Annotated in this window: 32 protein-coding genes; 30 read left to right on the top strand and 2 right to left on the bottom strand. The window is 48.7% G+C overall.

The window, feature by feature from the left end:
- Window positions 1-69 precede the first annotated feature (69 nt).
- The 21 genes from buk to TCARDRAFT_RS12780 all read left to right on the top strand — a co-directional run bounded on the left by buk (window position 70) and on the right by TCARDRAFT_RS12780 (window position 15846).
- Window positions 70-1143, top strand: coding sequence for a butyrate kinase (buk, locus tag TCARDRAFT_RS12880; RefSeq protein WP_007290412.1), 1074 nt, complete (start codon window positions 70-72; stop codon window positions 1141-1143).
- Window positions 1144-1155: 12 nt separating this feature from the next.
- On the top strand, window positions 1156-1836 hold the full coding sequence (locus tag TCARDRAFT_RS12875; RefSeq protein WP_007290411.1) for a tyrosine-protein kinase family protein: 681 nt from the start codon (window positions 1156-1158) through the stop codon (window positions 1834-1836).
- 134 nt (window positions 1837-1970) lie between these two features.
- A complete protein-coding gene (locus TCARDRAFT_RS12870) occupies window positions 1971-2498 on the top strand; it encodes an NUDIX hydrolase (RefSeq protein ID WP_007290410.1) in 528 nt (175 codons plus the stop codon).
- A 2-nt stretch (window positions 2499-2500) separates the two neighbouring features.
- Window positions 2501-3688 carry an endonuclease Q family protein gene (locus TCARDRAFT_RS12865; protein ID WP_007290409.1) on the top strand — a complete coding sequence of 396 codons (1188 nt, stop codon included), beginning with the start codon at window positions 2501-2503 and terminating at the stop codon, window positions 3686-3688.
- 75 nt (window positions 3689-3763) lie between these two features.
- A complete protein-coding gene (spoIIM, locus tag TCARDRAFT_RS12860) occupies window positions 3764-4396 on the top strand; it encodes a stage II sporulation protein M (RefSeq protein ID WP_007290408.1) in 633 nt (210 codons plus the stop codon).
- Between the two features lie 124 nt (window positions 4397-4520).
- Window positions 4521-4742 (top strand): hypothetical protein, encoded by a 222-nt coding sequence (locus TCARDRAFT_RS12855; protein ID WP_040683435.1) that lies wholly within the window; start codon window positions 4521-4523, stop codon window positions 4740-4742.
- A 127-nt stretch (window positions 4743-4869) separates the two neighbouring features.
- On the top strand, window positions 4870-5757 hold the full coding sequence (gene xerD, locus TCARDRAFT_RS12850) for a site-specific tyrosine recombinase XerD (RefSeq protein WP_007290407.1): 888 nt from the start codon (window positions 4870-4872) through the stop codon (window positions 5755-5757).
- 44 nt (window positions 5758-5801) lie between these two features.
- Window positions 5802-6971 carry a phosphopentomutase gene (locus TCARDRAFT_RS12845; protein WP_007290406.1) on the top strand — a complete coding sequence of 390 codons (1170 nt, stop codon included), beginning with the start codon at window positions 5802-5804 and terminating at the stop codon, window positions 6969-6971.
- Window positions 6972-6974: 3 nt separating this feature from the next.
- Window positions 6975-8303: a thymidine phosphorylase gene (locus TCARDRAFT_RS12840; protein WP_007290405.1), complete on the top strand. Its 1329-nt coding sequence runs from the start codon at window positions 6975-6977 to the stop codon at window positions 8301-8303.
- Window positions 8304-8411: 108 nt separating this feature from the next.
- Window positions 8412-9584 carry a D-alanyl-D-alanine carboxypeptidase family protein gene (locus TCARDRAFT_RS12835; protein WP_007290404.1) on the top strand — a complete coding sequence of 391 codons (1173 nt, stop codon included), beginning with the start codon at window positions 8412-8414 and terminating at the stop codon, window positions 9582-9584.
- A gap of 144 nt (window positions 9585-9728) precedes the next feature.
- Window positions 9729-10064, top strand: a complete 336-nt coding sequence (gene spoIIAA / locus TCARDRAFT_RS12830; protein ID WP_007290403.1) for an anti-sigma F factor antagonist — start codon at window positions 9729-9731, stop codon at window positions 10062-10064.
- Window positions 10065-10074: 10 nt separating this feature from the next.
- A complete protein-coding gene (gene spoIIAB, locus TCARDRAFT_RS12825) occupies window positions 10075-10509 on the top strand; it encodes an anti-sigma F factor (RefSeq protein ID WP_007290402.1) in 435 nt (144 codons plus the stop codon).
- A gap of 13 nt (window positions 10510-10522) precedes the next feature.
- Complete coding sequence (gene sigF, locus TCARDRAFT_RS12820) at window positions 10523-11254, top strand: RNA polymerase sporulation sigma factor SigF (protein WP_007290401.1); 732 nt, start codon at window positions 10523-10525, stop codon at window positions 11252-11254.
- Window positions 11255-11316: 62 nt separating this feature from the next.
- A complete protein-coding gene (locus tag TCARDRAFT_RS12815; RefSeq protein ID WP_040683434.1) occupies window positions 11317-11547 on the top strand; it encodes a hypothetical protein in 231 nt (76 codons plus the stop codon).
- A 31-nt stretch (window positions 11548-11578) separates the two neighbouring features.
- The gene (locus TCARDRAFT_RS12810; protein ID WP_007290400.1) at window positions 11579-11782 is read left to right on the top strand and encodes a dodecin family protein; all 204 of its coding nucleotides are present in this window, start codon (window positions 11579-11581) and stop codon (window positions 11780-11782) included.
- A gap of 96 nt (window positions 11783-11878) precedes the next feature.
- Window positions 11879-12340 (top strand): stage V sporulation protein AC, encoded by a 462-nt coding sequence (spoVAC, locus tag TCARDRAFT_RS12805; RefSeq protein WP_007290399.1) that lies wholly within the window; start codon window positions 11879-11881, stop codon window positions 12338-12340.
- Between the two features lie 37 nt (window positions 12341-12377).
- The gene (gene spoVAE, locus TCARDRAFT_RS12800) at window positions 12378-12731 is read left to right on the top strand and encodes a stage V sporulation protein AE (protein ID WP_007290398.1); all 354 of its coding nucleotides are present in this window, start codon (window positions 12378-12380) and stop codon (window positions 12729-12731) included.
- 6 nt (window positions 12732-12737) lie between these two features.
- Window positions 12738-13127: a hypothetical protein gene (locus TCARDRAFT_RS12795; protein ID WP_007290397.1), complete on the top strand. Its 390-nt coding sequence runs from the start codon at window positions 12738-12740 to the stop codon at window positions 13125-13127.
- 16 nt (window positions 13128-13143) lie between these two features.
- Window positions 13144-13770: a hypothetical protein gene (locus tag TCARDRAFT_RS14725; protein WP_007290396.1), complete on the top strand. Its 627-nt coding sequence runs from the start codon at window positions 13144-13146 to the stop codon at window positions 13768-13770.
- A gap of 5 nt (window positions 13771-13775) precedes the next feature.
- A complete protein-coding gene (locus TCARDRAFT_RS12785; RefSeq protein WP_007290395.1) occupies window positions 13776-14357 on the top strand; it encodes a stage V sporulation protein AE in 582 nt (193 codons plus the stop codon).
- Entirely contained in the window at window positions 14341-15846 is a 1506-nt protein-coding gene (locus TCARDRAFT_RS12780) for a spore germination protein (protein ID WP_007290394.1), read from the top strand. The genes TCARDRAFT_RS12785 and TCARDRAFT_RS12780 overlap by 17 nt, the downstream gene beginning before the upstream one ends.
- A 45-nt stretch (window positions 15847-15891) precedes the next feature.
- Here TCARDRAFT_RS12780 and TCARDRAFT_RS12775 read toward each other — a convergent pair whose 3' ends face one another.
- Complete coding sequence (locus TCARDRAFT_RS12775) at window positions 15892-16629, bottom strand: hypothetical protein (RefSeq protein WP_007290393.1); 738 nt, start codon at window positions 16627-16629, stop codon at window positions 15892-15894.
- A gap of 167 nt (window positions 16630-16796) precedes the next feature.
- Here TCARDRAFT_RS12775 and TCARDRAFT_RS12770 point away from each other — a divergent pair, with 167 nt between their 5' ends.
- From TCARDRAFT_RS12770 to ytfJ, 6 genes are all read left to right on the top strand, one after another.
- On the top strand, window positions 16797-17417 hold the full coding sequence (locus TCARDRAFT_RS12770; RefSeq protein WP_007290392.1) for a site-2 protease family protein: 621 nt from the start codon (window positions 16797-16799) through the stop codon (window positions 17415-17417).
- Between the two features lie 18 nt (window positions 17418-17435).
- Window positions 17436-18425: a tryptophan--tRNA ligase gene (gene trpS / locus TCARDRAFT_RS12765; RefSeq protein WP_007290391.1), complete on the top strand. Its 990-nt coding sequence runs from the start codon at window positions 17436-17438 to the stop codon at window positions 18423-18425.
- Window positions 18426-18428: 3 nt separating this feature from the next.
- Window positions 18429-19133, top strand: a complete 705-nt coding sequence (locus TCARDRAFT_RS12760; protein WP_007290390.1) for a segregation and condensation protein A — start codon at window positions 18429-18431, stop codon at window positions 19131-19133.
- A gap of 6 nt (window positions 19134-19139) precedes the next feature.
- Entirely contained in the window at window positions 19140-19679 is a 540-nt protein-coding gene (gene scpB / locus TCARDRAFT_RS12755; RefSeq protein WP_040683433.1) for an SMC-Scp complex subunit ScpB, read from the top strand.
- A gap of 75 nt (window positions 19680-19754) precedes the next feature.
- Window positions 19755-20429, top strand: coding sequence for a DUF2953 domain-containing protein (locus TCARDRAFT_RS12750; RefSeq protein WP_007290388.1), 675 nt, complete (start codon window positions 19755-19757; stop codon window positions 20427-20429).
- Window positions 20422-20865, top strand: coding sequence for a GerW family sporulation protein (gene ytfJ, locus TCARDRAFT_RS12745; RefSeq protein ID WP_007290387.1), 444 nt, complete (start codon window positions 20422-20424; stop codon window positions 20863-20865). The genes TCARDRAFT_RS12750 and ytfJ overlap by 8 nt, the downstream gene beginning before the upstream one ends.
- A gap of 64 nt (window positions 20866-20929) precedes the next feature.
- Here ytfJ and TCARDRAFT_RS12740 read toward each other — a convergent pair whose 3' ends face one another.
- Window positions 20930-21130 carry a ferritin family protein gene (locus tag TCARDRAFT_RS12740; protein ID WP_040683432.1) on the bottom strand — a complete coding sequence of 67 codons (201 nt, stop codon included), beginning with the start codon at window positions 21128-21130 and terminating at the stop codon, window positions 20930-20932.
- A 138-nt stretch (window positions 21131-21268) separates the two neighbouring features.
- Between TCARDRAFT_RS12740 and TCARDRAFT_RS12735 the strand changes: the two genes are divergently transcribed.
- The 3 genes from TCARDRAFT_RS12735 (at window position 21269) to TCARDRAFT_RS12725 (ending at window position 23610) form a co-directional block, all read left to right on the top strand.
- Window positions 21269-22405 carry a D-alanyl-D-alanine carboxypeptidase family protein gene (locus tag TCARDRAFT_RS12735; protein WP_007290386.1) on the top strand — a complete coding sequence of 379 codons (1137 nt, stop codon included), beginning with the start codon at window positions 21269-21271 and terminating at the stop codon, window positions 22403-22405.
- A 71-nt stretch (window positions 22406-22476) separates the two neighbouring features.
- Window positions 22477-23070, top strand: coding sequence for a nucleoside recognition domain-containing protein (locus TCARDRAFT_RS12730; protein WP_007290385.1), 594 nt, complete (start codon window positions 22477-22479; stop codon window positions 23068-23070).
- Entirely contained in the window at window positions 23071-23610 is a 540-nt protein-coding gene (locus TCARDRAFT_RS12725; protein ID WP_007290384.1) for a spore maturation protein, read from the top strand. It abuts the gene before it with no gap.
- The last annotated feature ends 137 nt before the right edge of the window (window positions 23611-23747 follow it).

Raw genomic sequence — 23747 nt, 5'->3', positions numbered from 1 at the left:
GAAGATGTAGGGGAGGATTTTTTTTTTCGAAAGGGAATACACTATTAGCTCAACAAGGGAGGGAATACTTTGAAGTACCAATATAAGATTTTAGCAATTAATCCCGGATCAACTTCGACCAAAATTGCTGTCTACGCCGACGAAACGTGCCTTTTTGAAGAAACTATCCGGCACAGCACGGAAGAATTGGCGCCGTTTGCGCGTATCAATGACCAGTATGAGTTTCGGCGCCAGCTTGTCGAAAAGGTTTTGACCACACACGACATCAAAATAGAGGAACTTAGCGCCGTTGTGGGGCGGGGCGGGCCGTTAAAACCCATCCCAAGCGGTACGTATATTGTAAACGACACAATGTGCGAAGACCTGCGCGCCGGTGTTCAAGCCGAGCACGCATCTAACTTAGGCGGCCTTATCGCCCGCGGCATTGCTGACCAGGCCGGAATTCCCGCCTTTATCGTTGACCCGGTTAGTGTGGATGAATTTGAGCCGTTGGCGCGAATTACCGGCATACCGGAAATTCAGCGCCGCAGCCTGTTTCACGCGCTTAACCTCAAAGCGGTTGCTCACCGCGTGGCTTGTGACCTGGGGCGCGATTATCATTCCTTAAATCTTATTATGGTTCATTTAGGCGGCGGCATTTCGGTTGGCATCCAACAGGGGGGGCGTATGATTGATGTTGCCAATCCTAACGAAACTGGGCCTTTTTCGCCGGAACGGGCTGGCGCTGTGCCGACCGGTGACTTGGTGAAAATGTGCTACTCCGGCAAATACACGCTGGAGCAAATGAAGAAAAAGCTTGTTGGTTCGGCCGGTCTGGTGGCCCACTTGGGCACCAATGACGGACGTGAGATTGAGCGAAGAATTAATGCGGGCGACAAGCATGCCGCTCTGGTGTATGAAGCTATGGCCTACCAGGTCGCCAAAGAAATCGGTGCTATGGCTACGGTGGTGAGCGGCAGGGTCGATGCGATCGTTCTTACCGGCGGACTGGCTCATTCCAAAATGTTAACCGGCTGGATTAGCAACCGGGTCCGATTTATCGCTGATGTGCTGATTTATCCAGGTGAAGACGAGATTAAAGCTCTGGTTGAAGGAGCGTTGCGCGTGCTGCGTGGTGAGGAAGAAGCCAAAATTTACCAATAATGGAGGGTTATAATGAATAACACTGACGAACTGGTCGGCTCGTCCCGTATTAAGATTTTTGTCGGCGAATTTGGCAGCGGCAAGACTGAATTAGCCGTAAACTATGCCTTGGCCCTCCGGCGCTGCGGTTTTCCTACGGCAATTGTCGACTTAGATTTAGTAAAACCTTACTTTCGAACAAGAGAAAACAGAGATGTTCTCGAAGCGCAGGGCGTCCTAGTCGTGGCGCCGGAAAAACGGCTTTCTCATGCTGATTTACCTGTATTGCCCCATGAATTGGCGCGTGTTTTGGCCACTGATGATTATCAGGTGATTATCGATGTGGGGGGCGGCGATGCGGCGATTGTTTTGGGGCAGGTTCATCGCCAGCTGGTCGACGGCAATTATCAAGCGATGATGGTGGTAAATACTTGCCGGCCGTTCACCAGCAATCCTGAGGGTATTATCAGCACCTTGCGCCGCCTGGAGCAAGTAGCACGGTTAAAAATAAGTGGCTTGGTCAGTAATACCAATCTGGCTGAGGAAACTACCGAGCAGCATGTACGAGAAGGGCTGGCTATTGTCGAGCAGGCTGCCCGGGAACTGGATCTGCCAATAAACTGGGTGGTAGTTCCGGAGTGGCTGAAGCCGGAAAATTACGGTTACCCCGTATTTATACTCAAACGCTATACGCAATATCCATGGATGGAATAACACGCAATAAAACCGTGGGTTTGCCACGGTTTTATTGCCAATAGCGACGGGTTAATGCGTTTGCGTTATTGCCCGAGGCGACGGCTGAGTGAATTTATTTATTTGTTTTTGAAAAAATGCATCAGGAGGGTTTCATGCAATTGTTAGAAGAACAACTTTTAAAGTCTACGCGCGTCTTTACGGGAAAAGTGATTGGACTGCGCGTCGATACGGTGCGTCTTCCTGACGGCCGCGAGGCGACACGAGAAGTGGTTGAACATCCCGGAGCAGTAGCTATTGTACCGGTTCTCAGCGACGGGCGTATTGTCCTGGTTAGGCAATATCGACATGCAACAAGGCAGGTGATGTTGGAAATTCCTGCCGGTAAGCTAGCTAAGGGCGAGGATCCTGACGTCTGCGCCGCCCGGGAGCTTGAGGAAGAAACAGGGTTTATCAGCCGCTCGCTCTGTAAGGTAGCGACGGTATATACTACCCCTGGCTTTACTGATGAAATTATGCATCTCTATGTTGCCCAACAACTGGAACCTTCGGTGCAGCGACCTGACGAAGATGAGTTCATTCAACTTGAGTATTATACCAAGGACGAACTTCGCGCGGCCCTGCAGCAAGGAGCAATCAACGATGCTAAAACGATGTTGGGCCTCTTGTTGGCGGGGATTTGACAATGCGAGAATATTTTGCCGACCTGCACATTCATGTCGGAAGAAACGAAGCCGGAAAGTGGGTCAAAATTCCTACCTCCAAGAATCTTACTGTGCGCAATATCCTAGAAGAAGCGTCGACGCGCAAAGGCATGGACATCGTCGGCCTTGTTGATGCCTTATCACCTTTGGTGCTGAGCGACTTGGAACGATTGATCGCTGAAGGGCTGCTGACGCCGCTCGGCGGGGGTGGATATCGCTACCGGGACTTGACCGTTCTGCTTGGCGCCGAAATTGAAACCGCCGAAGCGGAAGGCGGGCTGGCCCATACGCTCATCTATTTGCCTGATTTTGCGGCGATGAAGCGGTTTTCGGAGGTAATGTCCCGGTACATTCGCAACATCCATATTAGTTCGCAGAATGCCCACATGCCGCTTGCCCGTCTGGTAGAAATTGCCGCTTCTTTTGAAGCGGTCATTATTCCCGCTCATGTCTTTACTCCTTACAAAAGCCTGTATGGTTCCTGCGCCGATCGGCTATCACACCTGCTTCCGGAACGGTTGATGGCCAAAATTTCGGCCATCGAGCTCGGATTGAGCGCCGACACATTCATGGCCGATCGTATCGACGAACTGGCCCCGTTTACTTTTGTCACCAACTCCGACGCTCATTCATTAGTTAAAATTGCCCGCGAATATAATGTTTTACGACTTGAGGCACCTACTTGGCAGGAATGTCTGTTGGCCATTGCCCGCCGTGATGGACGGGCGGTCACGGGCAATTACGGGCTAAACCCGCTCCTTGGCAAGTACCACCGCAGTCTTTGTTCAGCTTGCGGCTATCTCGACCTGGCCGGGGAAATTCCCGTTCACGGTGCTTGTCCGCATTGTGGCAGCATTAAAATTATTAAAGGCGTTTTTGATCGCATCGAAGAGATTGCCGCTTATCCGGTGCCGCAGCATCCGGTGCACCGGCCGCCGTATCATTACCAGATACCGCTGGAGTTTGTACCGGGATTGGGACGGAAGTTGCTGGAGAAATTGCTTGACCGGTTCGGGTCGGAAATGCGCATCCTTCATACCGCATCGCTGGCGGAGATCGCGGCTGTTATTGGGGAAAAGCTTGCCGTGGAAATTGACAAGGCTCGCACCGGTCAAATGGCCATTGCCGCAGGCGGCGGCGGCTATTACGGAAAACTGGTGAAAGATTAATAAGACAAATAAGGTCTAAAACGTTTTAGCCAGGCATACATTGTAGCAGGCATTTGTCAGGGAGGAAGGGCGCGCATGACAAGTCATATAAAGCAGAACTTGGGTGGGTATTTGCGGGCAAACATTGCAGCATACTTTTTTGTCACCCTTATCTTTATTATCGGGGTGGTTGTAGGCGCCTTAGCCGTCAAAACACTACCAGAAGAACAAAAAACGGAGCTGCTTGGCTATTTGCGGATATTTTTTCAAGGGTTAATTAAAGGCGCGGAAACCATGCAAGAGCAGGGGCTGCTATACAGCATTATGTTGAACAATGCCAAAACAATCGGTTTAATATGGCTACTTAGCTTTACCGTCATCGGCATACCGTTTGTGCTATTCATAATCTTTACCCGCGGTTTTGTTATCGGCTTTACCGTCGGTTTTTTAGTAAACGAATATGTGGTGCAGGGATTGCTTTTTGCCCTTGTTTCTGTTTTGCCTCATAACTTCTTTGCTGTGCCTGCTGTTATTGTTACAGGGGTCTCGGCCGTCTCTTTCTCCTTAGCCTTCGTGCGGCGCCGGGGGGGGAACCTTTTTTACCAGGCCATAGGGCATACGATGCTGTGTGTCGCTATGCTTGTCGTAATGCTGATTGCTAGTTTTACCGAAATATATATATCGCCTGTTTTTATGAAACTGGTGGCGAGTGTGTTAGTGAAGGATTAGTCATTACCCGGATGGTAAAAATATCCATCCGGTTTTTTAGTTACACACTGTCAATATTATGAATAAACTTTGGGTACAGTGAATAAGTATGATATTAAGTTAAGATTGAAGGTGGTGAGAGACTATGGCAATTATTTATTCGCTAGCGTTTAAGAGCGTTGTAAGACGCAGGAAAGTGTGGCTTAAGGCTGCCTTGTTGGCTCTCATTATCTTCTACATTATACCCAAATTGTTCGCGCTGATCTGGGATGGTAACAATACCGTGCCCAAAGGACCGGACCGACCTTTACTGGAAAAACCTCTCCGCGTGCAAATTCTAAGTTTGCCGCAAGTAAGCAACAGTTGACAAAAAAAATCAAAAAAGTGACTGGTTTTCGACAGGAAAAGAAAGGAAAAATAAGAGGTTGTGTGGAATAAAACCAAAGTTACTCTGGGCTTGACCTTTAGAAATCTGGGGGAAAAAGGGTGGTAATATGGATAGCTATGTGGACGAATTTATTAACTATCTTGCCGTTGAGCGCGGCTTAGCGCAGAATACGCTTGAATCATACGGCCGGGATTTGCGCCAGTTTCAGCTGTTCTTGCAGAACGATAAACTGGATATAATTAAAGATTCCAACCGCAATACCATCCTCAATTATTTGAATAATCTCCAGAGTAAAGGACGGGCTGTTTCGACGATTTCGCGCAATCTTGCTGCTATCAAGTCTTTTTACCAATACTTAGTACGGGAGCGCTACATAGATAAAGATCCGGCCGCCAATTTAGAATCGCCCAAATTAGAGAAAAAACTACCCAAAATTCTTTCCATTGCCGAAGTGGAAGAATTGTTAAAGCAGCCTAATTCTTTGCTGCCGACAGGCTTGCGGGATAAAGCCATGCTAGAACTCTTATACGCTACCGGTATTCGCGTTTCGGAGCTCATCTCTCTCAATATCACTGATGTAAATCTGGATATGGGCTATATAAAGTGCTATGGAAAAGGCGCCAAGGAGCGCATTGTGCCGCTAGGCTCAATTGCCGCCAAATGCGTCCAGGAGTATATCGCCAAAGGCCGGCCGAAACTGGTTCGTACCTATGATGAACCGGCCCTGTTTGTTAATCATCACGGCAACCGGCTAACGCGGCAGGGTTTTTGGAAAATAATCAAAAAATATGCGCAGGAAGCCAATATTACTAAAGAGATTACGCCTCATACCCTCCGCCATTCTTTTGCCACGCATTTGTTGGAAAATGGTGCCGACCTACGTTCAGTGCAAGAAATGCTAGGGCATGCTGATATTTCCACCACCCAGATTTACACCCATGTTACCAAAAACCGTCTAAAAGAAGTGTATGACAAAGCTCATCCCCGCGCATAATAAATAGGCTTGAATTTATTCGGTATATAAAGGAGAATACAGACTTGTTTGACAGAATTATTATTATCATTATGGACAGCGTCGGCATCGGCGCTTTGCCTGATGCCGCTGATTATGGCGACATCGGCGCCAATACACTGGCTAATATTGCCCGCTCGCAAGGCGGGCTTTTTTTGCCTGTTTTGGAAAGTTTGGGATTAGGCTGTATTGAACCGATCAAAGGGGTGCGGAGCAATATTGAACCTCGTGGTGCTTTCGGCAAGATGGCGGAGGTTTCAAAAGGCAAGGATACGACGTCAGGCCATTGGGAATTAGCCGGGTGTCCTGTTTATACGCCGTTTCCCGTTTACCCAAACGGGTTTCCACCGGAAGTGATCGAAAAATTTAGTGCTCTTACCGGACGGTGTATACTGGGGAACAAAGCTGCGTCCGGTACGGCCATTATTCAGGAACTGGGCGCCGAGCATATGCGCAGCGGTTGTCCGATTGTTTATACTTCTGCCGACAGTGTTTTTCAAATCGCCGCCCATGAAGAAATTATCCCTCTGGAAGAATTGTACCGTTTATGCCGTATTGCCCGCGAAGAGGTATGCGTCGGGCCTCATGCCGTAGGCAGGGTGATTGCCCGGCCGTTTATCGGCCGCCCAGGTAGCTTTACCCGCACCGCGAACCGGCATGATTACAGTTTGCCGCCGTCTTGTGACACTATACTCGATTTGTTAGTTCGTGCCGGTTACAGTGTAACTGGCGTAGGGAAAATCGCCGATATTTTTGCCCAGCGAGGTATTACCCGTTCCTTTCCCACTAAGTCTAACGATGATGGCATGGAAACACTTATTAAGTTAGTGACGACGCAATCAGAAAAAGGTGTAATAATGGTAAACTTAGTGGATTTTGACAGCATTTATGGGCACCGGCGCGACCCTGTCGGTTATGCCCGCGCTCTGGAGAAGTTTGACCGCCAGCTTGGCGTGCTGCTGGCATCCCTTCACAGTGATGATTTGCTTATTATAACGGCTGACCATGGATGTGACCCTACATTTAGCGGCAGTGATCACACGCGCGAATATGTTCCACTGATTGTTTATCACCGCTGCATTCGGGGCCATAGTCTGGGGACGCGGCAAAGTTTTGCCGATGTGGCGGCTACCGTTGCTGATAACTTTTCCCTTCCGGCGCCATTCGGCGTTAGCTTTTTAGCAGAGGTGAAGTGATCGATGCGCGTCTTAGACCTTATAGCTGCTAAACGAGATGGAGCGACTCTTACCGCGGAAGCTATTACCGCCTTGGTACAAGGATTCACGAATGATACCATTCCTGATTATCAGATGGCCGCGTTTTTAATGGCGGTGTTTATTCGCGGCATGACCGCAGAGGAAACAGCCGCGTTGACTATGGCCATGGCCGCTTCCGGCAAGATTTTAGACTTAAGCGGCATCGACGGGATCAAAGTGGATAAGCACAGTACCGGCGGTGTGGCCGATACGACAACATTGGTCGTGGCGCCGCTTGTGGCTGCCGCCGGCGTGCCGGTGGCCAAAATGTCCGGCCGCGGTCTCGGTTTTACGGGCGGCACTATTGACAAGTTGGAGGCCATTCCGGGATTTCGCACTCAGCTCAGTGAGGCGGAATTTATCGGCAATCTTAGACGTCATCAGATCGCAGTGACCAGGCAAACCAGTGATATTGCTCCGTCCGATGGCAAAATTTATGCGCTGCGCGACGCCACGGCAACGGTAGAAAGCATACCCCTCATTGCCTCTTCCATCATGAGCAAGAAAATCGCCGTTGGCGCCGATAAAATTCTGCTCGACGTAAAAGTAGGCAAGGGTGCGTTTATGAAAACGCTTGATGATGCGATTGAGCTGGCGAAAACAATGGTAGCAATTGGACGACAGGTAGGACGGGAAACGGTTGCCGTCCTGACAGCTATGGACCAGCCGCTAGGGCAGGCGGTAGGGAATAGTCTGGAAGTGGCTGAAGCGATTGATATTTTGGCCGGGCGCAAGCGAGGGCGCTTATATGAGGTCTGCCTAACTTTGGCAACCCATATGCTGTTATTGGCCCAGGCGGCAGACAGCGCCGTTGCGGCGCGGGAAAAACTAGAGCGCCTGCTGGCGAGCGGCGCAGCGTTGGCTAAGTTTCAAGAATTTATCGCTGCTCAGGGGGGAGATCCGGCCGTTGCTTTTCGGCCGGATCTGTTGCCGGCCGCTCAGCTTAAGTTAGCGGTCGCAAGCCAGCGTCGCGGATATGTGCAGAGAATTGACCCTGCCTGCATCGGCAATGCCGCCATGTTGCTGGGGGCCGGCCGGGAAAAGAAGGGTGACGTTATCGACTTTACCGTAGGCCTGACTATGCAAGTAGAAGTGGGAGACTTTGTCGAGCAAGGACAGCCGCTGGCCATTATTCATGCTAATGATCCGCGAAAAGCAGAGCAGGCACAACAAAACGTATTGGCAGCGATCTCCCTTGGCGACGATACAGTTCCACCGCTCCCATTGCTACTAGGCATCGTTGATGAACAAGGATATTGCAAAATATCATAATACATTGTCATGCCGGCAGCTGCTGCCGGCTTTCATGTTCTTTTTTCCAGTGTAAGCCTTGATTATGCTGGATAACCTAAAATAAAAACGAAAGGAGTGTTAACCGTTATGAGCCAGCTACGCCTTATTACAGTAATGACTCTGGTATGCTTTATGTTCTTCCAGTTAATGGCATCTTTGCCAATTGCTTGGGCAGCGCCGCTCAGGACGCCGGCCCAGCTGGAAACAACGGCAGAATCGGCAGTGCTGATGGACGCTAACGGCGCAGTTTTGTGGGAGAAAGAGCCCCATAAGCGCTTGCCGCCGGCCAGCGTTACCAAAGTGATGACACTACTATTAGCCGTTGAAGCGGTCGAGCAGGGGAGAATCAAGCCGACCGACTTAGTGTATACTAGTGAACATGCGTGGCGGCAGGGTGGCTCGCAGATTTGGCTGGAGCCGGGCGAAGCTATGACCGTTCAAGAAATGATGATCGCCGTGGCGGTGGTAAGTGCCAATGACGCCGCCGTCGCTTTAATGGAACATATTTACGGAAGTGAACAGGCTGCTGTCGAAGCCATGAATAAACGCGCCGCCAGTCTCGGCCTGCAAAACACTCATTTTGTTAATGTGAACGGACTTCCCGCGCAGGATCACTATATGAGCGCCTATGACACCGCCCTGCTTGTAAAAGAAGCAGTGCGTCATCCTTTGTATATGGAACTCTGCGGTATTAAAGAATATTGGTTGCGGGAAGGTAAAAACTGGTTAGTCAATACGAATAAACTGCTCTGGTGGTATAAAGGTGCTGACGGGCTGAAAACCGGCTGGACGGAAGAAGCCAAATATTGTTTTGCCGGGACGGCAAAACGGGATGGCCTGCGTCTCATTGCCGTCGTATTTGCTACGCCTGAGCCGCGTTCCCATCTCCGCGAGAGCATGAAACTTATGGATTGGGGTTTCGCCAACTTTGCTGCTGTGCCTGTTGCCGAGAAAGAGGCAGTTGTTGGTCGGATCAAAGTGAATAAAGGAATGGAACGGGAAGTGCAGCTTGTGGTTGCCAATGACTTGACACTGGTGGTTCCCAAGGGACAAAACAAAAATTTGCAGAAAAAAGTCGTAGCTGAACCGCAGGTGAACGCTCCTATTATCCAAGGCCAAAAATACGGTGAACTGATTGCACTTTGCGACGGCAAAGAAATAGGGAAAGTAGACCTTGTTGCGGAAAAAACAGTAGAAAAGGCCGGTTTCTTTAAAATTTTCCAGAATATGCTCACAAATTTTTTTAGTATTAATCCATAGTAAATTTATGGCGAGGAATTTCCTCGTTTCTTTTTTTGCAACCGAATTTTACGCCGCTTTTTTCTTTTTTATGTTTTTTTGTGCAGGAAGAATTTTCCTGAAGGAGAATATACTTAACAATGCAAAAATGGGAGGGAAACCGCGTTGGTCATCACAACGGCAGTGAAACAGGGATTTTTAATTGTCCGCATTAGCGGAGAATTGGACATGCATGTGGCTGACGAGTTTCGTCGGCAAGTGGACAATGCCCTTGATACAACAGGGTTAAAAAATATTCTTTTGAGCTTTGAAGATGTTACTTTTATTGATAGTTCCGGTCTTGGCGTTATTTTGGGCCGTTACAAGCGCATAAGCACCAGTGGCGGCAAAATGTTGGCTGCTTGCCTTCAGCCGCAGGTAGCCAAGATTTTCGAGCTTGCAGGGTTATTGAACATTATCAGGACGTATGACTCCGAGACCGAAGCTTTGGAATGTGCTTGAGGAGGACACCATGACTGTCAAAAATCGCATTTTTATGTCCTTCACCAGCAACAGTGAAAATGTCGGTATTGCCAGAGTGGCGGCAGCCGCCTTCGCCGCGCAAATGGATTTGACGCTGAATGAAATCGAAGAAATAAAAGTAGCTGTTTCGGAAGCGGTATCAAACTCGGTAATTCACGGCTATGGCAATGATAACAAAGGCATTATTGAGTTTACTATGATGTTATACGAGGACCGACTGGAGTATATCATTGTCGACCATGGGAAAGGTATCGCCGATATTGCCCAGGCGCGCCAGCCGTCATACTCAAGTGATCCGGAGCGGATGGGACTGGGTTTTGTTTTCATGGAATCGTTTATGGATGAATTGATTATTGAGTCGCAGGTTGGGGTGGGCACTACCGTTAAAATGGTTAAAAAAATACAAACCGGCGGGACGCATTAAGTGAGGCGGCACTATGCTCGAAGATGCGGAATTAAAGGAATGGATCAAACGGGCGCAAGCTGGCGATAAGCAGGCCAAGGAATATATCCTGGAGCATAATGTTAATCTGGTGCGCAGTATCGTTCATCGTTTTCTTAACCGCGGCTATGAATGGGATGATTTGTTTCAGATTGGCTGTATTGGCCTAATGAAGGCTATTGAGCGCTTTGATTTAAATTTCAATGTGAAGTTTTCTACATATGCTGTGCCAATGGTTATTGGTGAAATCCGCCGTTTTATCCGCGACGATAACCCCACTAAAGTTAGCCGGCCGGTTAAGGAACTGGCCTACCGCGTATACCGCACGCAGGAACGACTGCAAAGCCTGTTAGGCCGTGAACCTACCATTCACGAAGTTGCCAAAGAGTTAGCTCTCGCCCCGCAGGAAATCGTGTCGGCATTGGAAGCAATGCAGCCGCCTGCTTCGCTGTTCGAACAGGCATATCATGATGATGGCGACCCGATAAGCAGGCTAGATCAGATTGCGCAATGCGACGGGCAAGACAACGCTTATTTTGAAAAATTGGCTTTGCGCGAAGTCCTATCCCGCCTGCCGCCCAAAGAACGTTATGTTATTCATCTGCGTTTTTTTGAGGATAAGACGCAGGCGGAAATCGCCAACATGATTGGTCTATCGCAAGTTCAGGTTTCACGTATTGAAAAACAAGCCCTAAGATTGATTAGGGACTTAATGCAGACTTCGTGACTTTACGAAGCCTGTATTTTTTTTGTTGCCGACAGGGACATAATAAATGTAGAGGTGAGGTTATGAACGCCAAAAAACTGTTCATGCTGACTTTTGCCATTTTTTTAATTCTTGCCGGTAGCGCCGCTGCATGGTTCTTTTTCTGGCATGACCTACCGAAAAAGACGCCGCTGCGAGCTAAACAGGTAATGCTTTTTCACCTTGAAACCGCAGGGGCTGTATTTCCCCAGTCCGTCCGATTGCTAGGTTGTGCCAGGCATAAAAGCTTATGGCCAGGCGCAGACTATAATTGAAACAATTACAAATAATAAGGAGGTAATAGGAATGGGCGTTGTAAAAGTCATTGAACTCGTAGGGACATCCCGTCATAACTGGACGGACGCGGTTGATAACGCTGTTATGGAAGCCAGCAAGACTATCGATGATATCCTTGGTGTGGAAGTCACAAACTTTACGGCGAATATTGATAATGGCCGTATTTCGGAGTACAAAGCCGACGTCAAAATTGCCTTTCATGTTCACCATTGATAAAACTTTTGCTCGCAAGAGTGCCTGCTTGGCACTCTTGCTATTTTATGCATTATTCAAAGTTGCTGTGGTCAAAATAACAACGGAGGTGAAATCATGCCTGAAAGCGGCGCACAAAGCGATAAACAAGCTCAAAAGCAATTTCAGGAAAAATACAAACAGGTTAAGCCTAAACCCCCTATATTAAAAAACATCATATGGGCCTTTATTGTTGGTGGACTGATCTGCACCTTTGGGCAGTTCATTCAAAACTATTTTGTCAGCGTTGGTTTTACGAAAAAAGAAGCCGTAGGACCTACTGCCGTTGTCTTGGTCTTTTTGAGCGCCTTTTTTACGGCGCTAGGCGTATACGACGAATTGGGGCGGCGTGCGGGCGCCGGCTCAATTGTTCCAATTACAGGGTTTGCTAACTCAGTGGTGGCGCCGGCCATGGAGTTTAAACGGGAAGGCTTTGTCTTCGGCGTCGGCGCCAGAATGTTTATCATCGCAGGGCCAGTACTAGTGTACGGCATGCTTACAGCATTTATCATCGGCTTTATATACTGGTTAGCAAAGTAGGAGATTACGGGAGAAAGCGAAAAGGGGGCAAACTTTATTGCAAGCATATTTAATGGCTTTTCTTATTGGCGGCTTAATTTGCGTGGTTGGGCAGTTGCTAATGGATTTAACTCCGCTCACTCCTGCCCATGTACTGGTTTTATTCGTTGTTGTCGGCGGAGTTTTGAGTGGGATGGGCTTATACCAACCTTTGATCGATTTAGCTGGTGCCGGGGCGACCGTACCGCTTCCCGGATTTGGTCATGCTCTTGTTTCCGGGACGATTGAAGATGTAAATAAGTACGGATTTTGGGGCATTTTTAGCGGCTCACTGCGTGCCACTGCTTCCGGTATCATGGCTGCAGCAGTGTTCGGACTGTTTGCGGCGCTGCTATTTAATCCTAAAGGATAGATGACCATGTTGGCAATTGACTTCATCGGGCTTGCAGTTACCGTTTGTTTGGTTGGACTCCGTTATCCTCATTATGTGGTAGTGGCTGCCCTAATTCACGATTTTGGCCGTGTTGTAATGACACTTTTTTTTCATGGCGAAATTGAGTCGCTGGTCGCGGCTGGCGCTTTTAGCACTACTACTGTCAGCAATTTAGGCAGCGATCTAAAATTGGCACTGGTAATTTTCAGCGGGCCATTGGCCAATTATATTGTCAGCGCTACCGTTGGCGGCGTGGAATTTGAACGCACTGCCGCGCTGGTTAGCCCCTTTGCTGTTTTGACCCATCCATTTGCCGTAATAAATTTACGGTTAGCAATAATATCCTGTCTAGTTAATATATGGCAATTTGTGTAGCTGTGGGAGGAGGAACATGCGACCGAAACTTAGACGGATGGCACGACCAAACTGGAAACAAGACAATGAGGACGGTCAGGACTCACGCATTATTACAAACCAATACAGCATAAATGCCGAAAGGGCCACCCCGCACGGGGCGGTGCAAGGAGCAGGGACAGCAATGCAACAAGATGCAATAACAAGTCAGGCAATTTTAGCTTTACTGCAAAAAATCAGCAGTCAACTGGATAACCTACAGCAAACGCAGGGGGGGCAAGGCGGCCAGCAGTCCAGTGGCGCCGCATTGCTTTCAGGTGGGCAACAGGAAACAGCCAATCTGCAGCAAGAGGCCATTGTTACCCAGCAGCTAGAGAATTTATTTAGCCAAATATTGCAAAATAAACCTAACACCATCGGTTTGCAAGAATGTCAGCAAGAACAACAAGGTAGTCAGCGGAAGATACTGAGCGGCGAAAACAAAGTTTCGTCGGTGGCCGCGCAAACGGCGGCCCAAGTGCTTGCCCAGGCGCAGTACGAGCTTTCAAACGAACTCGAAGCCAGCCTTAAAAAATTAAAACAAGTAATTAGCGAAAGCGAGAAAATCGCTAATAAAATTAGTAACTTGTTAGGTGAAGAAAATAAAGGTCAACAGTCGAGGTGAATAGGTTGGGAAAAATAAGAGTAATATTGGTTACCGACGGCGACCGCTGTGCCAAGCACGTTGTGGAGAGCATTGCCGGTGAGCTGGGCTTACGCTGCATTTCCGCATCTGCTGGTAATCCCACGCCAATTTCTGGAGAGGAAATTGTTCGTCTCATCAAACAGGTGCCATATGATCCGGTACTTGTTATGTTTGATGACCGGGGTCAGCGTGACAAAGGCCAGGGCGAACAGGCCATGGAATATGTGGTCAATCATCCGGACATCGAGGTGCTGGGAGCAGTGGCTGTTGCTTCGAATACGACAGGAATTAACGGCGTGGAAGCTGATGCCTGTATTAGCGGTAATGGTGAGGTCGTGAAAGCTTCGGTTAATAAATATGGTGAAGTTACGGGAGGAGACAAGCCGGTAATCAACGGTGACACCGTTGACGTGCTTAATGAAGTGGAGGTACCGGTAATCATTGGTATTGGCGACATTGGTAAGATGGATAAAGCCGACAGTGTTAGTCGCGGTGCTCCTATTACGCGCAAGGCCATTGAAGAGATTTTGAAACGGAGTGGCGTTTCCTATGGCAGAAAAACCTAAAATCGCAAAAGACATTGACAGCAATATAAATTATCTAAAAGAGTTGCTTGGAGTCGGCGAATCTTTCGATGTGATTTTCCGGGAGTACAAATTTGGCCGAAGACGGGGAGCGTCTTTTTCCATAAACGCTATGGTGAATGACGTGGTAATGGCTGATGTACTGGAACATATGATGGCGCAGGGTCAAGAGGAATTATCGATGAACATCCTGCAAAAGCTTTTTTATTCCCGCTTGACCCATTCTCAGGTCAAACTGGTTGATAATATGAACGACGCCATTACCAGTGTGCTTTCGGGAGAAATGCTCTTTTTCTTGGACGGTGAGGGTCAGGTCATGGTGGTCGACGCCCGGTCTTATCCGGCAAGAATGCCATCTGAATCCAACATTGAAAAGGTCACGCGGGGCTCCCGCGATTCTTTTGTAGAAACGCTGGTTTTTAATACGGCGCTTATACGCCGCCGGCTCCGTGACCCAAACTTGCGATTTGAAATCGTCAAGGTAGGTACCCGCTCCCAGACTGACGTCGCCGTAGCTTACATAAAGGATATAACTAACCCGGAATTAGTTGAGACGGTAAAAAAACGTCTTAACGACATCAATATCGATGGCGTGCCAATGGCGGAAAAGGCAATCGAGGAATATATCGCCGTGGGCAGTAAATGGAACATCTTGCCTAAGGTTCGCTATTCCGAGCGCCCGGACGTGGCCGCCGTGCACCTTTTGGAAGGTCATGTCTGCGTCATTGTTGATACATCGCCTAACGTGATGATCCTGCCAACTACCTTTTGGCATCATGTGCAGCATGTGGAAGAATTCCGTCAGAACATTATCGTCGGTTCTTTTCTTCGCTTCGTGAGGATGGGCGCCATCTTATTTTCGCTGGTTTTACCACCTTTATGGCTGGCATTGGTGCTGCAGCGCCATTTACTGCCCGAGACGCTTACATTTTTAGGGCCGCGCGATCCAGGGATTATTCCGTTAGGGCTGCAGTTTATTTTTGCCGAATTTGGCATTGAAATGGTGCGCATGGCGACGGTGCATGTGCCGGCGGCGCAATCCACGGCCTTAGGTTTTATCGGCGCCTTCATGTTAGGGGAATTTGCTACCAAAGTAGGGTTATTTGGTAACGAAACGATTTTTTATATTGCTGTGGCTACGGTGGGTACATTTGCCACGCCCAGCGTGGAACTGGCTCTGGCTATCCGCACATTTCGGTTAGCGCTAACAGCGTTAGTCCTGCTCTTTAAACTTCCCGGTCTACTTTTAGGCCTGTTAGGCCTGTTTTTTATCCTTGTCTTTACGAAGTCATTCGGTATACCCTATCTCTGGCCGGCTATTCCTTTAAATGTGGCTGCTCTTAAAGATGTTATCTTCCGGTTGCCTATTCCCAGCAAAGTCCTTCGCCCAGCGGTGCTTAAACCACAGGATAAGGACCGACTTGAGGGCCGTACACACAAAGGCCCTCAAAAAAAGAAAAAGGAAAAGTAAATAAATCCCCACCGGTATCTGCCGGTGGGGATTTTGGCAGGATGACTAGCGGCCACGATAAAAGTCGCGGATTCGCCCCATACTTTCGTTCAGGTTAGCCAGTTGCTCTTCTACCGCGCCCTTGTTTTCTGCGTTTACGGCGTCCTTCACTTGCTTAATAATCGAGCTCGTCCGTGTCACTTCCCCGAGGATGCCGACCTGCTCAACGGCAGGTTTGACTTGCTGCCAGACGCCTTCCAATTCTTTTGTTTTGGCGGCTGCTTTGCTCCAGTTTTTGTCTTCTACATAAAAACTGACGTTGCGGGCGGAATTGCCGATACTGATAACGTCCGCGACAGGTGATAGCTTATAAGATTTACCGATGTCGCTCACGCTGCCCATAAATTTGTTGAGGCTTTCGTAGGACGCGGTAATTTGTCTGCCAGCCACCGCTTTCATAAGTTTATCCATGGCTTCGTCGCCTTCTTTAACTCCCTTTTTTTCACCTACGACCGTTTTGGTCTGCTGCCAAAGAGCCTGAAGATTGTTTAGGCCGGCCTCGGCCTGCCCCCAGTCTTCCTTATTGATCCCCTCAAACACCACGCCTGCCGTAGCCTCCAAATCGTAGAGCTCGACCGGGGCGGAACTAAAACGCTCGACTAGCGGCGGGTTGGGTTTGGACTCCACCGGTTTGCCTGTCGGCCCGACTTCCGGCTTAGGCGCCGGCGCCATCAGCCCGCAGCCGCTACAAAATACGGCGACTGCAAGCGCTGCGCACGCGGCAGATTTGATCTTTTGCGCCAAAGTTTCCCCCTCCTTTGCTTAATATCTTTTGCCCCCTATGGCGGATTTATTCCCGCCGTTTTGTTAGCGGCAACGGCCTTATCCTTTGCGCTTTAAAACATTTTCCAGTATAATTGGAGAGGAGCGATTATCTTCTCCGTAAATCCCGGAATGGGAGGAGGTTGACCGTGTTTGGTTTTGACGCAGATATGATTTTTCGTATACCTGCGCTGCTCGCGACTATCACCGTACATGAATACGCGCATGCCCGCGCAGCCGTCGCTTTAGGCGACCCGACGCCGCGGTTTATGGGCAGGTTGACTTTAAACCCTGTTGCCCATCTTGATCCCATCGGTCTTTTGATGCTATGGCTGTTTAAATTCGGCTGGGCCAAGCCCGTACCGGTCAATCCCTATAATTTTCGTGACGGGCGAATGGGAATGTTGATCGTTTCTTTGGCCGGACCGTTTGCCAATATTCTTTTCGCTTTCGTCACGGCGCTGACGACAGGTCTTTTGGCCAAATTAGGTTTGCTGGGTGGCGATTGGGTACAAATCCTGCGCCTTACCTATATTTATAATATCATTTTTGCTATATTCAATCTAATACCTTTACCACCGCTTGACGGGTCAAAAGTACTGGCCAGTCTGCTGCCCGGACGTCAGGCCTACGCCTTTGAACGCCTGGAAGCTTATGGTCCTTTTATCTTAATGGCGCTGGTATATATTGGTTTTATCGGGACAATCACGCATCCTCTGGAAATCGCGTTGTCCCGTTTCATAAACACTATTGTGATGTGGCTTTTGTAGACAGAGGAGGGCAAATTCATGAAAAAAGGACGTATTTTCAGTGGGATGCAGCCGTCGGGAAAGTTTCATTTGGGCAACTATCTTGGCGCTTTGGAAAACTGGGTGCGGCTGCAACATGATTATGAATGCTTTTTTTGTATCGTAGACTGGCATGCCTTAACTTCATCCTATGAAGATACTCGCAGGCTGCCGGAGCATATTCATGATATGGCGCTGGACTGGCTGAGCGGCGGTCTTGACCCTGAAAAAAACGTGATTTTTGTGCAGTCGCACGTTAAGGAACATGCCGAGCTGCATCTTTTGCTTTCGATGATTACGCCCCTGTCATGGTTGGAACGCGTTCCTACTTATAAGGACAAGCTTCAACAATTAGGCGCCCAGGGTAAGGAGATTAATACTTACGGGTTTTTGGGCTACCCTGAGCTTATGACGGCTGATATTATTTTGTATAAGGCTGACACCGTGCCTGTCGGCGAAGACCAGCTGCCGCATTTGGAACTTTGCCGTGAGATTGTTCGCCGCTTCAATCATTTGTACGGGGAAGTGTTCCCCGAGCCTCAGGCTAAACTCAGCCAAGCGCCGCTGCTGCCCGGCATCGACGGCCGCAAAATGAGTAAATCATATGGCAATGAAATCCCCTTCGCTGCTAGTCCGGAAGATCTTCGCGCGCGGGTCCGTCTCATGGTGACCGATCCCCAGCGGGTAAAGAAAACCGACCCTGGCAATCCGGACGTATGCACCGTTCATACCTTCCATAAAATTTTTAGTCGTGATGAACTGGATGAAATAGTAATGTCATGCCGAAACGCCGCTATTGGGTGCGTAGACTGCAAAAAACGGCTTGCTGAGCGTATGGTATCGGCGCTTGCCGATATTCACGTTCGGCGGGCGGAACTAGAGGCCAATCCTGGCCGGGTTCGCGAAATTTTAGCCTATGGCGCCGAGCGGGCTCGCCAGGTAGCGGCTGCTACGATGGAGGAAGTGCGGCAGGTAATGCATCTCAGTTAGGCTATGTCGGATTACAAAATTAAACTTGAGGTTTTTGAAGGACCGCTAGCTTTGCTGCTGCACCTGATTGAAAAAGACCAGATTGATATTTATGATATTCCTATCGCTCAAGTCACTGAACAATATATTGCTTATCTAAAAGCATGGGAAGAATTCAATCTTGATATCGCCAGCGAGTTTTTAGTAATGGCGGCTACACTATTGCAGATTAAATCACGGATGCTGCTACCCCGACCTCCTGCTGCAGTGGAAACGGCCGAGGAGGAAGATCCCCGGCAGGAACTGGTGGAAAAATTGGTTGAATACCGCAAGTTTAAGCAGCTTGCCGCCTTGCTGCAGAGTATGGCGGAAAAACGGCTAAAGTATTTTACCCGTCCGCCGCAGGAGCTTGATGTGACGCCGCCGCTACCACAGGGGCTCAAACTTGATGATCTTATCATGGCCTTTGCCACCATATTGGAGAGCGCCGTCGATAATTATGCGCTCGTTGCCCGCGATGAAATTAGCGTACAGGATAAGATGTACGATATTATTCACCTATTGCATAAAACGGGGCGGATCGAATTTTGGCAAACCATAACGCGGACAGGCTCCCGCAGCGAAGTCGTGGCTGCCCTTCTGGCAGTATTGGAGCTGCTTAGGCTAAAACGGATTACCGTATCCCAGGATAGGTGTTTTGGTCCCATTTTTATTGCCTTGAGGGAGTGACGAAAAATCTTTTACCAACATCTCAAAGGGCATGTAGAGGCACTGTTGTTTGCCAGCGGCGATCCGCTACCGATTGACAAGCTCGCGCAAATCTTGGAGATACCGGAAGAACATGTTGCTCTTTTACTGGAAGAGCTGGCGCAGGATATGGCCAGCGCTGAGCGTGGCTTAACGCTCGTTCAGGTAGCTGGCGGTTATCAGTTATGTACTAAACCGGAAATGGCCGATTTTGTTTCCCGCTTGGCCCAAGTCCAGGAGGGACGGTTGTCCATGGCGGCTATGGAAACACTAGCAATCATTGCCTTCAAGCAGCCCATCACCAAGCAAGAGATAGAAGCTATCAGAGGGGTTAAAATCGACAAGGTACTTAATAATTTAGTTGAAAGACGGTTGGTGCGGGAGATAGGGCGGAAAGAAACTATTGGCCGCCCGATTCTGTACGGTACTACCGACGAGTTTCTGAAATGTTTTGGTCTTAAAAGTATTGAAGAATTACTGGCACTGGCCGCCAATCTGCCTGAGCCGGCTTTGGAAAAGCAGCCCTGAATGGGTTGCTTTTTCCGTATATACAAAGTAACTTTTGCTCTATACTATACTGTCAGAAAAAAAAGGGGGGGGAGCATGCACAAAGAGCTTTTGGTTCTGTGGGCCGGCATAGTGCTGGCCTATATGCTTTCCCGCGTAAACATATATATTTCCCTGACTTACTGGCGTCAGGACAACGACGACCATATTATTGTCGATGTCTATCTTCTGCGTAAACTCATTTGCTATACCATAACTATTCCCGTTATAAAAACTACCGACTGTACCGGTATAGTCTGGCTGGTATCGGAAATTGAGACGGCTAAAGGTGATGTTCATACGCACGCTGAGCGCGAGCGACGCTTTATTCAGAATTTATGGCGCATCTATTTACACTATCCGCGCAAATTCCGGCGAATGCTCCGCCAGTTTCGCTATTTTACGCGGCTGTATAAAGCCTTCGTCAGGAAAGTCCTGGCATCCTTATACTGTGAGCGACTTTACTGGAAGACTACTTTCGGTGCGGAAGACGCTGCCGTTACCGGCATCGCCGTCGGTGCACTATGGGCTGTTAAAGGATTAGCCTATCACACCGTGCGGCAGCGGGTAAAATTTTCTAAACATCCTGAAATTGCCGTTGTGCCTGTTTTTGGCCAGCAGCGTTTCGAGGTAAATTTCCAGTGTATATTCAGGTTGCGAGTTGGCAATGTTATTACTGCCACATACAGTCTTTTCAATTCCAAACGCAAGGGGGCGGAAGGCAGTGGCTGAACATCCTATTCAGGGTTTAATGAAGACTGCCATGGAAAGCATCAAAGAAATGGTTGACGTTAATACCATTGTTGGCGACGCCGTCGAAACGTCGGATGGCACGGTAATTATACCCATTTCTCGCGTGTCCTTTGGTTTTGCCGCCGGCGGTGGAGGCGGCAATTTTCCGGAAGAGGAAGGCGACGATATGCTCAGCGGCTTCGGTGGTGGCAGCGGCGCCGGGGTAAGTGTCAGACCGGTAGGCTTTTTGGTTTGTTCGCCGCAAAATGGCGTGCGGTTTATTCCTATTGATGGCAACGTCATTTATGACCGTTTGCTTGACATGGTGCCGCAAGTGCTTAATAAATTGCAAAGTATGTTTAAAAAGGATGCCAACAGTAAAGATAATATGGATGAATTGGCGGAGACGGCCGAAACTCAAGCAAATGCTCATTAACCCTACATAGTACAAAAACCGCACACATTAATGTGCGGTTTTTTACATATGCTTAGTATATAAACTATTTTCCGGCCATTGAATCAAGTTTGTCCTTGATTTGGTGAGCGTGCAGCCCTTCGGCTTCCGCGAAGTGTCTGAACATTTTGGATACTTCCGGATCATTTATTTGCTCGGCAAAGGTTTGATAGTCGCGTACCAATTCCTGCTTTTGTGCGAGCGTGGTTCTGAGTGCGGTTTTTACGTCAATTACTTCAACTGTCACTACCAATCACCTCCCTTAATTTTTGTTATTAGTATGCCCGGTTGCCGGCCGAACATGTATGGTCGCTTTGACGGACGGGCAAAACAAATATATAATAATGTATGTGTTTTGTAAACTATACATAAGCGAGGTTCATCTATGCTGCGAAGAGGTTTGATTCCGTGGCTGATTGCGCTACTGGTATTACCGAATACGGGATGGAGTGCTCCGCTTGACCTGACGGCCAAATCGGCTATTGTTATCGAAGCCTCTACCGGAAAGGTGTTATATGCGAAAGACGCAGAAACAAAGCGATATCCTGCCAGTACTACCAAAATGATGACGCTGATTGTGGCGCTAGAGCACGGTAATTTAAACGATATTGTTACAACCAGCGCCAATGCGGCTAGTACCGAAGGCTCGTCCCTGTGGCTAGCGCCGGGTGAACAGCTAAAACTTTTGGATATGCTTTACGGTGTTATGCTCGTATCCGGCAACGATGCCACCGTGGCGGTAGCTGAGCATATTTCCGGTTCTGTGGAAAAGTTTGCCAGGCTTATGACGGAAAAGGCGCACGCTATCGGTGCCACGAACACCAATTTTACCAACTCCAGCGGATTGCCTGACCCTAATCACTATACCACTGCTCACGATCTGGCCAAGATTGCCGCCTATGGGTATAAAAATCCTTTTTTTGCCGAGATTGTTAGTACGAAGCACAAAGTCATTCCTTGGCCGGGCAAGGATCATGACCGTGACTTATATAACGAAAATAAAATGTTGTGGTTGTATGACGGCGCGAACGGTGTAAAAACAGGCTATACCGAGGCAGCAGGTCCGTGCCTGGTGTCTGGCGCCAAGCGCAACAACATCCAGCTTATCGCCGTTGTGCTAGACAGTGAACGCATGTGGGAAGAATCTATGGCTCTGCTAGATTACGGCTTTAAACAAGTAAAGCCAATGGTGCTCTTTAATCAGGGGGATATTGTCAAGACGGTTAGGGTGAATAACGGTAAGCAGGAGACGGTGCGGTTAGTGACAAAAGCCAGTAGTATAGTGCCTGTTTCAGCAGATGATAAAGACCAATTCCGCACGGTGGTCGAAGCGCCCGCAAAACTGGAAGCGCCTGTTGTCGCTGGTCAGAAGGTGGGTGTGGTAAAGACTTTTTACCGGGATAAGGAGATTGCGGCTGTCGACTTGGTCGCGGCTGATTCTGTTGAAAGAAAATCCTTTTTCGGCTTGCTCTGGGGTTCGCTCTGGAGTTTCTTTACCTTTGTTATTCGTAATTTAGCCTGACGCTTTGCGTCCGGCTTTTTTTGTTCTAGCCACTAGTGTTTTCTCATAGTTTCTAATGGGGGTGGTGACTAGTGATTAACTTCGTTTGGATGTTTTTAATTGTAGCGGGAATCATTTGTGCAGCGGTAAACGGGCGCATTGAAATAGTAACAAAAAGCGCAATCAGTGCCGCCGAGGATGCTGTTGCACTGGCTTTCAAATTGATTGGCGTGATGTGCTTGTGGCTAGGGGTTTTAAAAATTGCCGAACAGGCCGGAATTGTGCGTTTTTTTGCCCGGCTGCTCAGCCCGGTTATCCGCGTCTTGTTTTCAAGTGTGCCCCGTAACCACCCGGCGATGGGCGCAATCGTCATGACGGTCAGCGCCAACATGCTAGGCTTAGGTAATGCTGTTACACCTTTTGGCATCAAGGCCATGCAGGAGCTGCAAAAACTCAATCCGAACAAAGAAACAGCCTCGCCGGCGATGTGTACGCTCCTTGCCCTGTGCACGACAGGATTTACTTTGGTACCGGCAACGATCATTGCTCTGCGGTCGGCAGCCGGCTCGGTCAATCCGGCGGAAATTGTCGGGGCTACTTTAATGGTAAGTTTGTTGGCTACCTGTGTGGCCGTCGCGGCAGACCGGGTATGCCGCATGTTTTTTGCGGCCAAGGGAGGCAGGTAGATGTTTGTAGAGGTAAGCGAACAATTATCCTTATGGATAATTCCGCTGCTGCTGCTTGCCGTTCCCTTGGTTGGTTATCTTCGGCGCGTGCGGGTTTACGAAGCCTTTGTCGAAGGCGCAGCCGACGGCTTTCATACGGCAGTGCGTATTATGCCTTTTTTAGTAGCCATGATGGTGGCTATTAACATTTTTAGAACCTCCGGAGCAATGGATATTTTTATTTCGTTTTTACAGCCACTGTTAATTTTGCTCGGTGTACCGCCCGATCTTGTTCCGCTGGCGGTCATGCGCCCTCTTTCGGGAAGCGGCGCTCTGGGGTTAACAACGGAAATCCTCAATACGTTCGGGCCCGACTCGCTGGTAGGGCGCATTGCGTCTACCGTTTTGGCAAGTACTGATACAACTTTTTATATCTTAACCGTATATTTTGGCGCTGTAGGTATTCGCAACCCGCGCTATTCGGTTTTTGTCGGCTTACTTGGTGATTTAGTGGGATTTTTTGGATCAGTATATATCTGTAAACAACTTTTTGGTCAGTAATTTATCGGACTGGTGTTACATTTGTTCCCAGTCCGTTTTTTTTTTATAGGAGTGGCACTTAGGAGGTGGGAGAATAGACTGTACTGTGATAAGCAAGAAGGAGGGAAGTCCATGGTTAAAGTAGTTGTGGTCGGTGG

Origin of the sequence: Thermosinus carboxydivorans Nor1 (assembly GCF_000169155.1) — a bacterium.
In the GTDB taxonomy this organism is placed as follows: Bacteria; Bacillota; Negativicutes; order Sporomusales; family Thermosinaceae; genus Thermosinus; species Thermosinus carboxydivorans.
Note: the sequence above shows the minus strand (reverse complement) of the source record. Positions and strands in the feature narration are given on the sequence as shown.

Bases quoted from the DNA above. Each gene is read 5' to 3' on its own strand.
- TCARDRAFT_RS12875 (WP_007290411.1), top strand. From the start codon at position 1,156: ATGAATAACACTGACGAACTGGTCGGCTCGTCCCGTATTAAGATTTTT.
- TCARDRAFT_RS12870 (WP_007290410.1), top strand. From the start codon at position 1,971: ATGCAATTGTTAGAAGAACAACTTTTAAAGTCTACGCGCGTCTTTACG.
- TCARDRAFT_RS12865 (WP_007290409.1), top strand. From the start codon at position 2,501: ATGCGAGAATATTTTGCCGACCTGCACATTCATGTCGGAAGAAACGAA.
- spoIIM (WP_007290408.1), top strand. From the start codon at position 3,764: ATGACAAGTCATATAAAGCAGAACTTGGGTGGGTATTTGCGGGCAAAC.
- TCARDRAFT_RS12855 (WP_040683435.1), top strand. From the start codon at position 4,521: ATGGCAATTATTTATTCGCTAGCGTTTAAGAGCGTTGTAAGACGCAGG.
- xerD (WP_007290407.1), top strand. From the start codon at position 4,870: ATGGATAGCTATGTGGACGAATTTATTAACTATCTTGCCGTTGAGCGC.
- TCARDRAFT_RS12840 (WP_007290405.1), top strand. From the start codon at position 6,975: ATGCGCGTCTTAGACCTTATAGCTGCTAAACGAGATGGAGCGACTCTT.
- TCARDRAFT_RS12835 (WP_007290404.1), top strand. From the start codon at position 8,412: ATGAGCCAGCTACGCCTTATTACAGTAATGACTCTGGTATGCTTTATG.
- spoIIAB (WP_007290402.1), top strand. From the start codon at position 10,075: ATGACTGTCAAAAATCGCATTTTTATGTCCTTCACCAGCAACAGTGAA.
- sigF (WP_007290401.1), top strand. From the start codon at position 10,523: ATGCTCGAAGATGCGGAATTAAAGGAATGGATCAAACGGGCGCAAGCT.
- TCARDRAFT_RS12815 (WP_040683434.1), top strand. From the start codon at position 11,317: ATGAACGCCAAAAAACTGTTCATGCTGACTTTTGCCATTTTTTTAATT.
- TCARDRAFT_RS12810 (WP_007290400.1), top strand. From the start codon at position 11,579: ATGGGCGTTGTAAAAGTCATTGAACTCGTAGGGACATCCCGTCATAAC.
- spoVAC (WP_007290399.1), top strand. From the start codon at position 11,879: ATGCCTGAAAGCGGCGCACAAAGCGATAAACAAGCTCAAAAGCAATTT.
- TCARDRAFT_RS12795 (WP_007290397.1), top strand. From the start codon at position 12,738: ATGTTGGCAATTGACTTCATCGGGCTTGCAGTTACCGTTTGTTTGGTT.
- TCARDRAFT_RS14725 (WP_007290396.1), top strand. From the start codon at position 13,144: ATGCGACCGAAACTTAGACGGATGGCACGACCAAACTGGAAACAAGAC.
- TCARDRAFT_RS12780 (WP_007290394.1), top strand. From the start codon at position 14,341: ATGGCAGAAAAACCTAAAATCGCAAAAGACATTGACAGCAATATAAAT.
- trpS (WP_007290391.1), top strand. From the start codon at position 17,436: ATGAAAAAAGGACGTATTTTCAGTGGGATGCAGCCGTCGGGAAAGTTT.
- TCARDRAFT_RS12760 (WP_007290390.1), top strand. From the start codon at position 18,429: ATGTCGGATTACAAAATTAAACTTGAGGTTTTTGAAGGACCGCTAGCT.
- TCARDRAFT_RS12750 (WP_007290388.1), top strand. From the start codon at position 19,755: ATGCACAAAGAGCTTTTGGTTCTGTGGGCCGGCATAGTGCTGGCCTAT.
- TCARDRAFT_RS12735 (WP_007290386.1), top strand. From the start codon at position 21,269: ATGCTGCGAAGAGGTTTGATTCCGTGGCTGATTGCGCTACTGGTATTA.
- TCARDRAFT_RS12725 (WP_007290384.1), top strand. From the start codon at position 23,071: ATGTTTGTAGAGGTAAGCGAACAATTATCCTTATGGATAATTCCGCTG.